This window comes from Pseudomonas sp. GW821-FHT04D07 (genome assembly GCF_059420225.1).
In genome coordinates, this window is the sequence record NZ_JBWKTH010000023.1 from 22,320 (window position 1) to 37,184 (window position 14,865).

At 63.1% G+C, this 14,865-nt stretch carries 13 protein-coding genes; 7 read left to right on the forward strand and 6 right to left on the reverse strand.

The window, feature by feature from the left end; translation table 11 throughout:
* Positions 1-154: 154 nt before the first annotated feature.
* Positions 155-598: a response regulator gene (locus tag AC07T0_RS23040; protein WP_495003354.1), complete on the forward strand. Its 444-nt coding sequence runs from the start codon at positions 155-157 to the stop codon at positions 596-598.
* A gap of 71 nt (positions 599-669) precedes the next feature.
* Here the strand turns inward: AC07T0_RS23040 and AC07T0_RS23045 are convergent, their stop codons facing one another.
* Positions 670-2,847: a malate synthase G gene (locus tag AC07T0_RS23045; protein ID WP_495003355.1), complete on the reverse strand. Its 2,178-nt coding sequence runs from the start codon at positions 2,845-2,847 to the stop codon at positions 670-672.
* Positions 2,848-3,269: 422 nt separating this feature from the next.
* On the opposite strand from AC07T0_RS23045, the gene AC07T0_RS23050 reads away from it, so the two are divergent.
* Positions 3,270-3,791, forward strand: a complete 522-nt coding sequence (locus tag AC07T0_RS23050) for a glycine cleavage system transcriptional repressor (RefSeq protein ID WP_495003356.1) — start codon at positions 3,270-3,272, stop codon at positions 3,789-3,791.
* Positions 3,792-4,007: 216 nt separating this feature from the next.
* On the opposite strand, the gene rarD is transcribed toward AC07T0_RS23050, so the two are convergent.
* The 5 genes from rarD to AC07T0_RS23075 all read right to left on the reverse strand — a co-directional run bounded on the left by rarD (position 4,008) and on the right by AC07T0_RS23075 (position 10,041).
* Positions 4,008-4,895, reverse strand: a complete 888-nt coding sequence (rarD, locus tag AC07T0_RS23055) for an EamA family transporter RarD (RefSeq protein WP_495003357.1) — start codon at positions 4,893-4,895, stop codon at positions 4,008-4,010.
* A gap of 198 nt (positions 4,896-5,093) precedes the next feature.
* Positions 5,094-6,068 carry a serine/threonine protein kinase gene (locus AC07T0_RS23060; RefSeq protein WP_495003358.1) on the reverse strand — a complete coding sequence of 325 codons (975 nt, stop codon included), beginning with the start codon at positions 6,066-6,068 and terminating at the stop codon, positions 5,094-5,096.
* Between the two features lie 202 nt (positions 6,069-6,270).
* The gene (locus AC07T0_RS23065; RefSeq protein WP_495003359.1) at positions 6,271-8,172 is read right to left on the reverse strand and encodes a PhoX family protein; all 1,902 of its coding nucleotides are present in this window, start codon (positions 8,170-8,172) and stop codon (positions 6,271-6,273) included.
* Positions 8,173-8,331: 159 nt separating this feature from the next.
* Positions 8,332-9,096: a TOBE domain-containing protein gene (locus tag AC07T0_RS23070; RefSeq protein ID WP_495003360.1), complete on the reverse strand. Its 765-nt coding sequence runs from the start codon at positions 9,094-9,096 to the stop codon at positions 8,332-8,334.
* Positions 9,097-9,303: 207 nt separating this feature from the next.
* Positions 9,304-10,041, reverse strand: coding sequence for a double zinc ribbon domain-containing protein (locus AC07T0_RS23075; protein WP_495003361.1), 738 nt, complete (start codon positions 10,039-10,041; stop codon positions 9,304-9,306).
* Positions 10,042-10,135: 94 nt separating this feature from the next.
* Here AC07T0_RS23075 and bioB point away from each other — a divergent pair, with 94 nt between their 5' ends.
* The 5 genes from bioB to bioD all read left to right on the forward strand — a co-directional run bounded on the left by bioB (position 10,136) and on the right by bioD (position 14,738).
* Positions 10,136-11,191 (forward strand): biotin synthase BioB, encoded by a 1,056-nt coding sequence (bioB, locus tag AC07T0_RS23080; RefSeq protein ID WP_495003362.1) that lies wholly within the window; start codon positions 10,136-10,138, stop codon positions 11,189-11,191.
* A gap of 150 nt (positions 11,192-11,341) precedes the next feature.
* Complete coding sequence (bioF, locus tag AC07T0_RS23085; RefSeq protein ID WP_495003363.1) at positions 11,342-12,532, forward strand: 8-amino-7-oxononanoate synthase; 1,191 nt, start codon at positions 11,342-11,344, stop codon at positions 12,530-12,532.
* Complete coding sequence (locus AC07T0_RS23090; protein ID WP_495003364.1) at positions 12,525-13,256, forward strand: alpha/beta fold hydrolase; 732 nt, start codon at positions 12,525-12,527, stop codon at positions 13,254-13,256. Before bioF ends, AC07T0_RS23090 begins: the two co-directional genes overlap by 8 nt.
* Entirely contained in the window at positions 13,249-14,061 is an 813-nt protein-coding gene (gene bioC / locus AC07T0_RS23095) for a malonyl-ACP O-methyltransferase BioC (RefSeq protein WP_495003365.1), read from the forward strand. Before AC07T0_RS23090 ends, bioC begins: the two co-directional genes overlap by 8 nt.
* A complete protein-coding gene (bioD, locus tag AC07T0_RS23100; RefSeq protein WP_495003366.1) occupies positions 14,058-14,738 on the forward strand; it encodes a dethiobiotin synthase in 681 nt (226 codons plus the stop codon). The genes bioC and bioD overlap by 4 nt, the downstream gene beginning before the upstream one ends.
* Positions 14,739-14,865: the final 127 nt, after the last annotated feature.

The following is a 14,865-nucleotide window of genomic DNA, read 5'->3' on the forward strand; positions in this document are numbered from 1 at the left end:
CTAGGTTTGTGAAATGGCCTACAGTTGAATAAGCAGATTCTTAACAAATATCGACTTGGAAAACTTTCCGACGAAGTGCACATTGAGCATCCGTTTAGCGATGTCTGAGCACTGTGCTAGGGAATTGGATTGCTAAGGGATACCAGAGAGCCGTATGTCCGACCACGATATTTTGAGCGATGCCGAGCGCGAGGCCATTTTGCAGGTAATGCAGGCGCCGCAATTGTCGTATCAGCGGGTCCTGATCGTCGATGACGACCAGGATGCCCGGGAGTTGCTGTCGGAAATCCTGGCCCTGCACGATATCCACTGTGTGACCGCCGCCAGTGGCGCGGCCGCCTTTGCGTTGCTGGAGTCCAACCGCGGCATCGGTCTGCTGATCACTGATTTGCGCATGGCCGATGATGGGCTGGATCTGATCCGCAAGGTGCGCGGCTCGGAGCGGGCAGCGCTGCCGATCATCATCGTGTCCGGCAATGCCGATGTGCGCGATGCGATTGATGCGATGCATTTGAGCGTGGTGGATTTTCTGCTCAAGCCCATCGATACCACGCATTTGCTGCGGCTGGTCAAGCGTGAGCTGGGGATGGTGGTGTAGGCGCAGCAGGATGCCTGGAATGAAAAAGCCCTGATCGTTACCGATCAGGGCTTTTTGTTTTCAGCGCGGGATTACAGGCCGTTACGGGCCTTGAACTCGCGACGCCGACGGTGCAGCACCGGCTCGGTGTAGCCGTTGGGCTGTTTAGTCCCTTCGATCACCAGTTCGACCGCCGCCTGGAAGGCGATGTTGCTGTCGAAGTCCGGGGCCAGCGGGCGGTACAGCACATCGCCGGCATTCTGCCGATCGACCACCGGGGCCATGCGCTTGAGGCTTTCCATGACCTGGTCCTGGGTGACCACGCCATGGCGCAGCCAGTTGGCGATGTGCTGGCTGGAAATGCGCAGGGTGGCGCGGTCTTCCATCAGGCCGACATCATGGATGTCCGGCACCTTCGAGCAACCGACACCCTGGTCGATCCAGCGCACCACGTAGCCGAGGATACCCTGGGCGTTGTTGTCCAGTTCGTTGCGGATGTCCTCGGCCGACCAGTCGGTGTTGCTCGCCAACGGGATGCTCAGGATATCGTCGAGCGAAGCCCGCGCGCGCTTGGCCAGTTCGGCCTGGCGGGCGAACACGTCGACCTTGTGGTAATGCAGCGCGTGCAACGCGGCCGCCGTGGGCGACGGTACCCAGGCGGTGTTGGCGCCGGCCAGTGGATGGGCGATCTTTTGTTCGAGCATCGCTGCCATCAGGTCGGGCATGGCCCACATGCCTTTGCCAATCTGGGCGCGACCTTGCAGGCCGGTGCTCAAACCGATATCGACGTTCCAGTTCTCGTAGGCGCCGATCCATTTCTCGGCCTTCATCGCCGCCTTGCGCACCATGGCGCCGGCTTCCATGGAGGTGTGGATTTCGTCGCCGGTGCGGTCGAGGAAGCCGGTGTTGATAAACACCACGCGCTCGCTGGCGGCCTTGATGCAGGCTTTCAGGTTGACGGTGGTGCGCCGCTCTTCGTCCATGATCCCGACTTTCAGGGTGTTGCGCGGCAGGTTCAGGACGTCTTCGATGCGGCCGAACAGCTCGTTGGTGAACGCCGCTTCTTCCGGACCGTGCATCTTCGGCTTGACGATATAGACCGAGCCGGTGCGGCTATTCTTGCGCACGCTGTTGCCGTTGAGGCTATGGATCGCCGCGAGGCTGGTGAGCAGGCCGTCGAGAATCCCTTCAGGCACTTCGTTGCCGTGGCTGTCGAGGATCGCGTCGATGGTCATCAGGTGACCGACGTTGCGCACGAACAGCAGCGAGCGACCGTGCAGGCTCAATTCACTGCCGTCGACGGCGGTGTAGCGGCGGTCGGCGTTCATGGTCCGGGTGAAGGTGGTGCCGCCCTTGGCGACCTGTTCCGCCAGGTCACCCTTCATCAGGCCGAGCCAGTTGCGGTAGATCACCACCTTGTCATCGGCATCGACGGCGGCGACCGAGTCTTCGCAGTCCATGATGGTGGTCAGGGCCGCTTCCATCAGCAGGTCCTTCACGCCGGCGGCGTCGGTCTGGCCGACGGGGCTGTTGGCATCGATCTGGATTTCGAAGTGCAGGCCGTGGTTTTTCAGCAGGATCGCGCTGGGTGCCGCGGCATCGCCCTGGAAGCCGATCAACTGGGCATCGTTGCGCAGGCCGGTGTTGCTGCCGCCTTTGAGGCTGACCACGAGTTTGCCGTCGACGATCTTGTAGCCCACGGAGTCGACATGGGAGCCGGCGGCCAGGGGCGTGGCCTCGTCGAGGAAGACGCGGGCGAAGGCGATGACCTTGTCGCCACGGACCTTGTTGTAGCCTTTGCCTTTTTCCGCGCCGTCCGCCTCGCTGATGGCATCGGTGCCATAGAGCGCGTCATACAGCGAGCCCCAACGGGCGTTCGAGGCGTTGAGGGCGAAACGCGCGTTCATCACCGGCACCACCAGCTGTGGGCCGGCCATGCGGGCAATTTCGTCGTCGACATTCTGGGTCGTGGCTTGGAAGTCCGGCGCTTCTGGCAGCAGATAACCAATGTCTTGCAGGAAGGCTTTGTAAGCCACGGCGTCGTGGGCCTGGTCGGCCCGGGACTGGTGCCAGGCATCGATCCGGGCCTGGAAATCATCGCGTTTGGCGAGTAGGGCCTGGTTCTTCGGTGCCAGGTCATGAATGACCTTGTCGGCGCCGGCCCAGAACTGCTCGGCGGTCAGACCGGTACCGGGAATGGCTTCGTGGTTCACGAAGTCGAACAGGACTTTGGCGACCTGAAGGCCACCGACTTGAACGTGTTCAGTCATTGCTTGCCTCACTCTGCTCAGCTATTCAGCTCTTCTGTTTAAAGCCTTGCGTGCTTCTCTAGACACAGTACCAGAACATGCCCTTGCAGGCGGCTGGGCGAACCCCGCCAACGCGAGCGGGCAGGGCTTTGCGTGCTTTCGCAGGCACTCGGGCAGATGTCGTTGCAGCGTTATGTAGTGCTTGCTGGCGCATACTACATGATGCATTGCGGTTGTGAAAATTAGACTAAATACGTCGTTTCGCGACCAGTGGGTTCTGCCTGGTCATGCCGCGGGCGTTGATGTTCTCAAGAAATGTATGAATTGTTCCAGATAAATATAAAAATCGTACACGATTTTTCTTGGTGGCCTTATCGCAATCGGCGTACGGCGGCCGACAGGGGCAGTGCCTATACTGGATCAACCAACCAGAGGGCTATCCCGTGGACCATCTCGTACTGACTGTATTCGCACCCGACAAGGCCGGCCAGGTCGAACAGATTGCCCTGTGCATCGCCGAGCATGGCGGCAACTGGCTTGAAAGCCGGATGTCGGGCTTGGCCGGGCAGTTTGTCGGGATTGTTCGGGTCGAGGCGCCGGCCCAGAGCCATGACGCGCTGATCAAGGCGCTCCAGGCGCTTGGCAGCCAAGGGATTCAGGTCCAGGTGATTCCCGGCGGCGGCGAAACGCCTGGCCAGTGGAAACCCATCGCGATGGAATTGGTGGGCAATGATCGCCCGGGCATCGTGCGGGATATCACCCGCCTGCTGACTGAACAGGGCATCAATCTGGAACAACTGGTGACCGATGTAAGCCCCGCGCCGATGAGCGGCGATCCGCTGTTTCATGCCGAGGCGATCCTGGCGGTGCCCCTGGACCTGCCGCTGGAAGCCTTGCAGTCGTGCCTGGAAACCCTGGCCGATGAACTGATGGTGGAGTTGATGTTGCGCAGCGACGAAGACTGAGGCGGGTTATCCAGTTTTAACGGGGACGGGCCTGTGGATAACCTGGGGAGATCCGGCCCTCGGCCAGGCCGGCCGGGGCTTTCCAGGCACTGAGCAAAAAACGAGCAGTTTCAAGGGCTTGTGCACAAACGCCGTGGACCGGCTTGTGGATAACCTTGGGGTAGAAGCCTGCAGCCCAGGTAGAACAAAGCTTGCAGGCTTTTGTGTGTTTTTTGATCAGCTGCGCTTGCGCAGGCTGAGCCAGGCATCGACGCTGTACACCGCCAGTCCTGTCCAGATAAACACGAAGGCCATCAGGTTGCTGGCGGTCAGGTGTTCGTCGTACAGCAGCACGGCCAGCAGCAGCACCAGGGTTGGCGCGATGTATTGCAGGAAACCCAGGGTGGTGTAGGGCAGATGACGCGCCGCGGCGTTGAAGCTCACCAGCGGGATCAGCGTGACCGGGCCAGCGGCGATCAACCACCAGGCTTGCGAGGTGCTCCAGAATTCGGCCTGGGCGCTGGTGGCGAGCGGATTCAGCAACAGCCAGCCGAGGGCGATGGGCACCAGCATCCAGGTCTCCACCACCAACCCCGGCAGGGCCTTGACCGGTGCCTGTTTGCGGATCAGCCCGTAGAAACCGAAGGTCAGCGCCAGCACCAGCGAGATCCAGGGCAGGCTGCCAACTTGCCAGACCTGCTGCGCCACACCCACGGCGGCGAGGCCGACGGCGATCCATTGCAGGCGGCGAAGGCGTTCGCCCAACAGCAGCATGCCGAGCAGTACGTTGACCAACGGATTGATGTAGTAACCCAGACTGGCTTCGAGCATGCGCCCGTTGTTGACCGACCAGACGTAGGTCAGCCAGTTGGCGGCGATCAGGGTCCCACTCAGGGCCAGGATCGCCAGGCGGCGCGGGTTGTCGCGCAGTTCGCGCCACCAGCCCGGGTGTTTCCAGACCAGCAGCAGCAGGGAGCCGAACAGGGCGGACCAGAGCACGCGGTGGATGATGATCTCGACGGCCGGTACCGCGGCGATGGCTTTGAAGTAGATCGGGAACAGGCCCCAGATGATGTAGGCGCTGAGGCCGAGGATGTACCCGCGACGCGGGTTGGCGGCTTGCATGCAGAGTCCTTTCTTGGGCTGCTGACTGATTGTCGTTATTGGGGGGCTTGGTTGGTGTAGTGGGGCTGATGGCCCTATCGCTGGCAAGCCAGCTCCTACAGGTTCCGGGTTTGACTGGAGGGCGATTGGATGTAGGAGCTGGCTTGCCAGCGATGGCGTCTTTTCAGGCGCCATTGTCAGCAAATCCTGCCACAACCGTCAGAATAATTTCAGCGGTTCTTCATTCAGCGCTGAAAGTTGTTCGCGCAAGGCCAGGACCTGGTCGCCCCAGTAACGCTCGCTGCCGAACCACGGGAAGCTGTGGGGAAACGCCGGGTCGTCCCAACGGCGGGCCAGCCAGGCGCTGTAGTGCATCAGGCGCAGGGCGCGCAGGGGTTCGATCAGCGCCAGTTCGCGGGGATCGAAGTCGTGGAACTCTCGGTAGCCATCCATCAGTTCCGACAGTTGGCCGAGGCATTCCTGGCGATCGCCGGCGAGCATCATCCACAGGTCCTGCACTGCAGGGCCCATGCGGCAGTCGTCGAGGTCGACGATGTGGAACATCTCGTCGCGGCACATCATGTTGCCGGGGTGGCAATCGCCGTGAATGCGGATGTTCTGGTGCGGGGTCTCGGCGTAGACCTGTTTGACCCGCTTGAGCAGGTCGCGGGCCACGGACTCATAGGCCGGCAGCAGGCTGCGGGGAATGAAGTTGCCTTCCAGCAGGGTGGTCAGCGAGTCGTCGCCGAAGTTCTTCACGCCCAGCGCTTCGCGGTGTTCGAACGGACGGGTGGCGCCCACGGCGTGCAGGCGGCCGAGCAGTTGCCCAAGGCGATAGAGTTGGTCGAGATTGCCCGGCTCCGGTGCCCGGCCGCCACGCCGGGGGAACAGAGTGAAGCGAAAATCGGCGTGTTCGAACAGGCTTGCGCCGTTGTGGATCATCGGCGCGACGACCGGCACGTCGCAGTCGGCCAGCTCAAAGGTGAAGCTGTGTTCCTCGAGAATGGCCTCGTTGGTCCAGCGCTGGGGGCGGTAGAACTTGGCGATCAGCGGTTCGCTGTCTTCGATGCCCACCTGATAGACACGGTTTTCGTAGCTGTTGAGCGCCATGACCCGGGCGTCACTGAGAAAGCCGATGCTTTCCACGGCGTCGAGCACCAGGTCGGGGGTGAGTGTTTCAAACGGGTGGGACATGTTGACTCCTGCGGGCGGCAGGCGGCCGCGTCCGGCCAAGCATGTTAGCGCACCGGGGCGTAGAAAGGTGTCGGCTGTTCTGGCCTCTTCGCGGCGGTGCGGCGATCCGACAAGCTCCGCTCCCACAGTATTTGAGTCAAGCCTGGATACCGCATACGACAGAAACCTTGTGGGAGCGGAGCTTGCCCGCGAAGAGGGATCGTCAGGCGCCGATGATCCCGCCATCGTCCCGCCGGATCGCCATCACCGAGGAGCGTGGCTTGCCGTTCGGCAAATGTTCGGGGAAGGTCGAGTTACCGGCCTCACCGGGATGCTGGATGCCGACGAACAAGGTCTTCTGGTCCGGGGAGAAGCTGATGCCGGTCACTTCGCAGCCCACCGGGCCGACCATGAAGCGGCGGATCTCGCCGCTGGCCGGATCGGCGCAGAGCATCTGGTTGTTGCCCATGCCGGCAAAATCCCCGGCGTTGCTGTAGTCGCCATCGCTGAGGATCCACAGGCGGCCGGCCTGGTCAAAGCCCAGGCCGTCGGGGCTGTTGAACATATTCTGCGGAGTGATATTGGATGAGCCGGCCTTGGCCGTGCCGGGGTGTGCGGCAGGGTTGCCCGCGACCACGAACAGGTCCCAGCCAAAGGTGTTGGCGCCATGATCATTGCCCGCGGCCTGCCAGCGCAGGATCTGCCCGTAGAGATTCTTCTCCCGCGGGTTCGGCCCGCCCACCGGCTGACCCTCTTCACCACGCTTGGCGTTGTTGGTCAGGGTGCAATAGACCTGGCCGTCAATGGGACTGACGACGATCCACTCCGGACGGTCCATGCGCGTGGCCTTGACCACGCTGGCGGCCAGACGAGCATGGATCAGCACTTCGGCCTGGCTGGCGAAACCGCTGCCGGCGTCGATGCCGTTCTTGCCGAAGCTCAGTTCTACCCATTCGCCAGCGCCCTTCGGTCGGTCCGGGTTGCCGTCGCCGTTGTCGAATCGCGCGACATACAAGGTGCCGTGATCCAGCAGGTCGCGGTTGGCCTTGGGGTGCTTGTGGTTGATCGGGTCGCGACTGATGAACTTGTAGATAAACTCGCCACGTTCATCGTCGCCCATATAGACCACGGCACGGCCGTCGCGGGTTTCGGCCAGCGCCGCGTTTTCGTGCTTGAAACGGCCCAGGGCGGTGCGTTTCACCGGTGTCGACTGCGGATCGAACGGGTCGATTTCCACCACCCAACCGTGACGGTTCAGCTCGTTGGGATTCAGGGCCATGTCGAAGCGCGAATCGTGGGCGTGCCAGTTGATCTCTTTGCTGGTGGCGACGACGCCATAGCGCTTTTGCGCGGCATCGAATTTCTGTTCGGTATTGCCGCTGCCGAAACAGTCGGTGAAGTTCTCTTCGCAGGTCAGGTAGGTGCCCCAGGGTGTCTTGCCATTGGCGCAGTTCTGGAAAGTGCCGAGGACTTTGCGGCCCCGCTTGTCGGCTTTGGTCTGCAGCCAGGGATGGCCGGCTGCCGGACCACCGAAGCGGATCGGTGTATTGCCGTGGATCCGTCGGTTGTAGGGCGAACCCTGGACGAAGTGCCATTGATCGTCCTTGCGCTGTATTTCGATCACCGACACGCCTTCGCTGGCCTGGGCCTTGCGCACATCTTCGAGGGATTGCGGCTGGCCGCCGTGGGGGTAGAGGTAGCGGTAGTTGGTGTATTCGTTGTTGATCGCCATCAGCGCGCGGTTGTCGTCGCCGGGGAAGGGGAACAGGCTCATGCCGTCGTTGTTGTCGCCGAACTGCACTTCCTGGGCCTGGGCGGTGCCGTTGCCGCTAGGGTCGAAGGCCGGGCCGTTCTTGGTCAGCGGTTGGCCCCAACTGATCAGCACCGAAGAGGTATAGCCGGGCGGCAAGGTCAGGGTGTCACTGGTGGCGGCGGCGATGCTGTCGAAACCCAGCAGTTGGCCGGAAGCGGCGCTGACGCTGGCAGCCATCACGCTGCGAGTCAGCAGGTTGCCGCCGAGGAACATCGCCGCGCCGCACAAGGCGCCGGCACTGATAAAGCCACGACGGCTGAGGCCGACCATCTGTTCCAGGTCGGTGGGTTGGTTTTCTTCTAAGAGGTTCATGATCAGGCTCCCTGCGGGTCAGGGGCTCACCTTAGTAAGGCGTTGTGACGGATTTGTTGCAGGAAAAGCGGGGGGATCGCTGCGCGATCGATCGCCAGCAAGCTGGCTCCTACAGGGGGTATGCGCTCTTCTGTAGGAGACGGCTTGCTGGCGATGGCGTCATAACGGTGTGCCCAGAATCACCAGGGACGGCGCAAACACCGTCTGCACCGGGCTTCCGACCCCCAGGCCGAGATTTTTTATTTGCTCCGGTGGTGCCAGTGCACAGAGAGTTTGTCCGTTCGGCAGCGCGATCCTGACCTCCGAAGGGCCGTCTTCGTCCTCGGAAATGGCCTCGATTTGACCGCTCAGAGAATTGTGTCCGGATTTTTCGGTAGCGCCGATGGCACTTAATTCCAGCCACCCGGCCTTGATCAGGGCGACCACTTCGGTACCGCTCTCCAGCTCCAGGCGCAGGGTGCTGTCGTGGGTGATCTGCGCCTGGAGCGTGAGCCCACCGGCCAAAGCTAGGCGCACCAGGTCGTTGCGGCCGTGGCGGGTGATGTCCTGCACCGTGCCGTGAAGTTGGTTGCGGGCGCTGGTGCGCAGCATCAGGCGGCCGAGCAGGTCGAGGTCGCCGCTGTCTTCGGCGGCTTCGAGGACCTGGGCCTGGATGGTTTGCAGGCGTTGATAAAGACGCAGCACCCGTTCGCCTTCAGTCGACAGCTTGGCGCCACCGCCGCCCTTGCCACCGACGCTGCGTTCCACCAGGGGCTTTTGCGCCAGGTTGTTCAACTCGTCGATGGCATCCCAGGCGGCCTTGTAGCTCAGGCCGGCACTTTTCGCGGCGCGGGTGATCGAGCCCTGTTCGGCGATATGTTGCAGCAGGGCGATGCGCTGCGGGCGGCGGACGATGTGTTGGGTCAGCAGGACGGGCAGGGACATGGCGCGGACTTCGGGCGGCGGGGGTATTGGGCAAGGTGCCTCTCGGTGCTTTCGACGTCAAGCCGCCGAGACTTGTTAACTCAAGCCGAACGCGATTTCTGTAGGAGCCAGCTTGCTGGCGATGGCGTTCGCAAGATCGCCGCAAGGCTCAAGGGCCTATTCGCTGGCAAGCCAGGCTCTACAGGTTCCGTGGTGTCTTTGAGACGGCTAGCGATTTTCCGGGCTCGGTGTCCGCGCCAGGCAATAGACATCGACCCGGCGTGCCCCCGCCTTCATCAGCAAGCGGGCCAGGCTTTCGGCGGTGGCACCAGTGGTCAGTACATCGTCTACCAGCGCCAGGTGCAGACCTTCGACCTCCGAGCCAGGCGCCAGGGCAAAGGCATTCAGCAGGTTGCGTCGGCGGGCCCTGGCGTCCAGTTCCTGTTGCGCGATGGTGTCCTGAACACGCTGCAAACGGTGTTCATCTGCGGAGATTTCCAGGTTCTGGCTCAACCAGTTCGCCAGCATCGCCGCCTGGTTATAACCCCGTTGACGCAGACGCCGGGTCGCCATGGGCACCGGCAGCAACAGGTCTGGTCGCGGCAAGCCATCGTCAAAGCGTTCACGCAACGCCTGGGCCAGCAATTCACCCAGCAGTCGCCCCAGCGGCCATTGGCTCTGGTGCTTGAAACGGGTGATCAGGCTGTCCAGCGGGAAGCGATAGGTCCAGGGCGCAATCACCTGCTCGAAGGTCGGCGGCTGCTTGAAGCACTGCCCGCAGGTCAGCCCCATCGCTGGCAACGGCAGGGCACAGACCTGGCAGGCCGCCATCAACCAGGGCAGCTCGCTCTCGCAGGGCGTACAGATCGGGTGAGGGGTGTCGGTGGCTTCATCGCATAACAAACAGGTTTGTTTGTTTTTTAACCAGATGTAAACCGGTCCTGCGTATCGTGGTTGACAGCGCATGAGTCTTCCTTAAATATGCCGAGCATCCGTGTCGCGTCTGTGGGTATTCCTTTGCCCCAGCCGCTTGCCCAGCATAAAACAAGGAACTCCGCCGATGAGCGCCAGCATCACCGCCACTTTGCGTCACGATTGGTCTTTGGCCGAGGTCAAGGCTCTGTTCGTCCAGCCGTTCAACGACCTGCTGTTCCAGGCCCAGACCGTGCACCGCGCGCACTTCGACGCCAACCGTGTGCAAGTGTCGACCCTGCTGTCGATCAAGACCGGCGCCTGCCCGGAAGACTGCAAGTATTGCCCGCAGTCCGGTCACTACAACACCGGGCTGGAAAAAGAAAAACTGATGGAAGTGCAGAAGGTGCTGGAGGAGGCCGCGCGGGCCAAGGCCATCGGTTCGACCCGCTTCTGCATGGGCGCGGCGTGGAAACATCCGTCGGCCAAGGACATGCCTTACGTGCTGGAGATGGTCAAAGGGGTGAAGGCCATGGGCCTGGAAACCTGCATGACCCTGGGTAAGCTCGACCAGGACCAGACCGCCGCCCTGGCCGATGCCGGCCTGGACTACTACAACCACAACCTCGACACCTCGCCGGAGTTCTACGGCAGCATCATCACCACCCGCACCTACGGCGAGCGCCTGCAGACCCTGGCCTATGTCCGCGATGCCGGGATGAAGATCTGCTCCGGCGGGATCCTCGGCATGGGCGAGTCCCTCGACGACCGCGCCGGGTTGCTGATCCAGCTGGCGAACCTGCCGGAACACCCGGAGTCGGTGCCGATCAACATGCTGGTGAAGGTCGCCGGCACGCCGCTGGAAAATGCCGATGACGTCGATCCGTTCGATTTCATCCGCATGCTCGCGGTGGCGCGGATCCTGATGCCGCAATCCCACGTCCGCCTGTCGGCGGGCCGTGAGGCGATGAACGATCAGATGCAGGCCCTGGCGTTTTTCGCCGGTGCCAACTCGATCTTCTACGGCGATAAATTGCTGACCACCGCCAACCCGCAGGCCGACAAGGACATGCAGTTGTTCGCGCGTCTGGGCATCCTGCCGGAAGCCCGCGAAGAGCACGCTGACGAAGTGCACCAGGCGGCCATCGAGCAGGCGCTGGTGGAGCAAAAGAGCAGCGAGCAGTTCTACAACGCCGCTGTTTGATCCACACCGTTTTCACCCAGGACACCGCTCGGCTTTGTGGGAGCGGGGTTCATCCGCGAAGGCGTCCTCAAGATCGCCAAAAGCTTCGCGGATAAATCCTGTTCCCACAGGTTCGGGCGGTGTTCCTCGGATCGCCTTTGCGAGGCTCCAATGTCCTTCGATCTCTGTGCCCGGCTGTCCGCCCGACAGGCCGAAAACCTCTATCGCCGGCGCCCGCTGCTGGAGAGTCCGCAGGGCCCGCAGGTGGTGGTCGATGGCCAGCCCTTGCTGGCCTTCTGTAACAACGACTACCTGGGCCTGGCCAATCATCCGCAGGTCATCGAAGCCTGGCAGGCCGGCGCGGCGCGCTGGGGTGTCGGCGGCGGTGCCTCGCACCTGGTGATCGGCCACAGTGGACCGCACCAAGCCCTGGAAGAGGCCCTGGCCGATCTTACCGGCCGGCCACGTGCGCTGTTGTTCACCACCGGCTATATGGCCAACCTCGGTGCGGTCACGGCCTTGGTGGGGCAGGGCGACACGGTGCTGGAGGACCGTCTCAACCATGCGTCGCTGCTGGATGCCGGGTTGCTCTCGGGGGCGCGCTTCAATCGTTACCTGCACAACGACGCCGCCAGCCTCGCCAAGCGCCTGGAAAAAGCCACCGGCAATACCCTGGTGGTTACCGACGGGGTCTTCAGCATGGACGGCGATCTCGCCGACTTGCCAGCCCTGGCCCGTGAAACCCGGGCCAAAGGCGCTTGGCTGATGGTCGATGACGCCCACGGTTTCGGCCCGCTGGGGGCCAACGGTGGCGGCATTGTCGAGCATTTCGGCCTGAGCCAGGAGGACGTGCCGGTGCTGGTCGGCACCCTGGGCAAGGCCTTCGGCACGGCGGGTGCTTTTGTCGCCGGCAGTGAGGAGTTGATCGAAAGCCTGATCCAGTTCGCTCGGCCCTACATCTACACCACCAGCCAACCGCCGGCCCTGGCCTGTGCGACGTTGAAGAGTCTGGAACTGTTACGCAGCGAACACTGGCGGCGCGAGCACCTGAATGGGCTGATTCGCCAGTTCCGCCAGGGCGCGGAGCAAATCGGCCTGACCTTGATGGACAGCTTCACCCCGATCCAGCCGATCCTGATCGGCGACAGCGGCCGGGCGCTGCGCTTTTCGCAGCTGTTGCGTGAGCGCGGGCTGATGGTGACGGCGATTCGTCCGCCGACCGTCCCGGCGGGCAGTGCCCGGCTGCGGGTGACCCTGTCCGCGGCCCACAGCGAGGCGCAGGTGCAGCTATTGTTAGAGGGGCTGGCCGCGTGTTTCAGCGTGTTGGGTCCCTTTGCGCCGTTGGAGCCAAACCATGCGTGATCGTCTGATTCTGTTGCCCGGTTGGGGCCTCGGCATCTCGCCGCTGGAGCCCCTGGCCGCCGCCTTGCGCGGGCTGGATGAGCACCTGCGGGTGGAAATCGAGCCCTTGCCGGAACTGGCTTCCGGTGACCCCGACGAGTGGCTCGACGAACTGGATGCGACCCTGCCGGACAATGCCTGGCTGGGTGGCTGGTCCCTCGGCGGCATGCTCGCCTCGGCGCTGGCGGCGCGGCGCGGCGAGCGTTGCTGCGGCCTGCTGACGCTGGCGAGCAACCCCTGTTTCGTGGTCAGTGATGGCTGGTCCGGGGCAATGGCGAACGATACCTTCGACCTGTTCCTGGCCGGCTGTCGCGCCGATCCGCAAATGACCCTCAAGCGCTTCAGCCTGCTCTGTGCCCAAGGGGCGGCTGACCCGCGCGGGCAGGCTCGACTGCTTCTGGCTGGTGCGCCGCACACGGCACCGGCGACCCTGTTGAGCGGGTTGGAGGTGCTGGCGCAACTGGATACCCGCCAGGCCCTGCAAGCCTATCGCGGTCCGCAACTGCACTTGTTCGCCGGCCAGGATGGCCTGGTGCCGGCCGAGGCCGCCAGTAATTTACTGGCGTTGCTGCCGGATATCGAAGTCGGCCTGATCGAACAGGCCGGCCACGCTTTTCTGCTGGACGACCCCCATGGAGTGGCCGGGGCTATCCAGGCCTTTTTGCATGAGTCCGGTGATGACTGATCTTTCCCACCCTGCCTTGCCGGGCGGCCTGCCCGACAAGCGTCAGGTTGCTGCCTCGTTTTCCCGTGCGGCGGCCAGCTATGACAGCGTCGCCCAGTTGCAGCGCGATGTCGGTCATGAATTGCTCGGACGCCTGCCCACCGAGTTGAGTCCGTCCCGATGGCTCGACATGGGTTGTGGCACCGGCTACTTCAGTCGGGCCCTGGGCGTTCGCTTCGAGCAGGGCGAAGGCGTGGCGCTGGATATCGCTCAAGGCATGCTGGAACACGCCCGCCCGCTCGGCGGTGCCCGGCACTTTGTTGCCGGGGACGCTGAGCGCCTGCCATTGCAGGCCGGTAGCTGCGACCTGGTGTTCTCCAGTCTGGCGGTACAATGGTGTGCCGATTTCGCCGCAGTACTCGGCGAGGCCCACCGCGTACTGCGGCCGGGCGGCGTGATGGCCTTTGCCAGCCTGTGTGTCGGCACCCTGCACGAACTGCGGGAAAGTTGGCGGGCGGTGGATGGTCTGGTGCACGTCAACCGCTTCCGGCTGTTCAGCGACTATCAGCAGTTGTGCCGGGACAGCGGCTTGCGCGTGGTCAGCCTGGAAAGCCGACCGCAGGTGTTGCACTACCCGGATGTGCGCAGCCTGACCCATGAGCTCAAGGCGCTGGGCGCGCATAACCTCAATCCCGGCCGTCCGGGTGGTTTGACCGGACGGGCGCGGATTCTCAGGTTGATGCAGGCCTATGAACAGTTTCGCCAGGCCGAAGGTTTGCCGGCGACCTATCAGGTGGTCTACGCGATTCTGGAGAAACCGCTATGAGTGTTGCCTATTTCATTGCCGGTACCGACACCGACGTGGGCAAGACCACGATTGCCGCGGGCTTGCTGCACGCGGCCCGTCAGGCTGGCCTGAGTACCGCGGCGGGCAAACCGGTGGCGTCCGGCTGCGAGGTGACGCCCGAGGGGCTGCGCAACACCGATGCCCTGGCGTTGCTGGCCGAATGTTCGCTGCCGCTGACCTATGCCGAGGTCAATCCGATGGCCTTCGAACCGGCGATTGCCCCACATCTGGCCGCACGCGAGGCCGGGGTGAAGCTGACCGTGCAGTCCTTGCTGGGACCGATGCAACGGGTGTTGGCCAAGCAGGCCGACTTTACCCTGATAGAAGGCGCTGGCGGCTGGCGGGTGCCGTTGGCGGACCAGGCCAGTCTGTCGGATCTGGCGCGGGAATTGCTCTTGCCGGTGATCCTGGTGGTGGGGGTGCGCCTGGGGTGCATCAGCCATGCCCTGCTGACCGCCGAAGCCATCGACCGGGACGGGCTGCAACTGGCCGGCTGGGTCGCCAATATCATCGAGCCGAAGACTTCGCGCCTGGAAGAGAACCTCGCGACTCTCGCCGAACGCCTGCCTGCGCCTTGCCTGGGGCGGGTGCCGAGGCTCAAGGCGGCGACTGCTGGAGCCGTGGCGCAGTACCTGCAATTGGACCTGCTGGATTAGATGCCGCACTGCGGTGTCTGCGGGTTGCTCGGTGCTTGCCGAAGACTCTGGCTATCAACAGGCAATTTGCCATTATTGTTTTTGACGGGTGTTTCTTTGACAGGTCTGCTTAAATGCAGGCTGTTGA

What these genes read in the sequence shown, in the direction of transcription:
- AC07T0_RS23040 (WP_495003354.1), top strand. Translation starts at nt 155, where the DNA reads ATGTCCGACCACGATATTTTGAGCGATGCCGAGCGCGAGGCCATTTTG.
- AC07T0_RS23045 (WP_495003355.1), bottom strand. Translation starts at nt 2,847, where the DNA reads ATGACTGAACACGTTCAAGTCGGTGGCCTTCAGGTCGCCAAAGTCCTG.
- rarD (WP_495003357.1), bottom strand. Translation starts at nt 4,895, where the DNA reads ATGCAAGCCGCCAACCCGCGTCGCGGGTACATCCTCGGCCTCAGCGCC.
- AC07T0_RS23060 (WP_495003358.1), bottom strand. Translation starts at nt 6,068, where the DNA reads ATGTCCCACCCGTTTGAAACACTCACCCCCGACCTGGTGCTCGACGCC.
- AC07T0_RS23065 (WP_495003359.1), bottom strand. Translation starts at nt 8,172, where the DNA reads ATGAACCTCTTAGAAGAAAACCAACCCACCGACCTGGAACAGATGGTC.
- AC07T0_RS23070 (WP_495003360.1), bottom strand. Translation starts at nt 9,096, where the DNA reads ATGTCCCTGCCCGTCCTGCTGACCCAACACATCGTCCGCCGCCCGCAG.
- AC07T0_RS23075 (WP_495003361.1), bottom strand. Translation starts at nt 10,041, where the DNA reads ATGCGCTGTCAACCACGATACGCAGGACCGGTTTACATCTGGTTAAAA.
- bioB (WP_495003362.1), top strand. Translation starts at nt 10,136, where the DNA reads ATGAGCGCCAGCATCACCGCCACTTTGCGTCACGATTGGTCTTTGGCC.
- bioF (WP_495003363.1), top strand. Translation starts at nt 11,342, where the DNA reads ATGTCCTTCGATCTCTGTGCCCGGCTGTCCGCCCGACAGGCCGAAAAC.
- AC07T0_RS23090 (WP_495003364.1), top strand. Translation starts at nt 12,525, where the DNA reads ATGCGTGATCGTCTGATTCTGTTGCCCGGTTGGGGCCTCGGCATCTCG.
- bioC (WP_495003365.1), top strand. Translation starts at nt 13,249, where the DNA reads ATGACTGATCTTTCCCACCCTGCCTTGCCGGGCGGCCTGCCCGACAAG.
- bioD (WP_495003366.1), top strand. Translation starts at nt 14,058, where the DNA reads ATGAGTGTTGCCTATTTCATTGCCGGTACCGACACCGACGTGGGCAAG.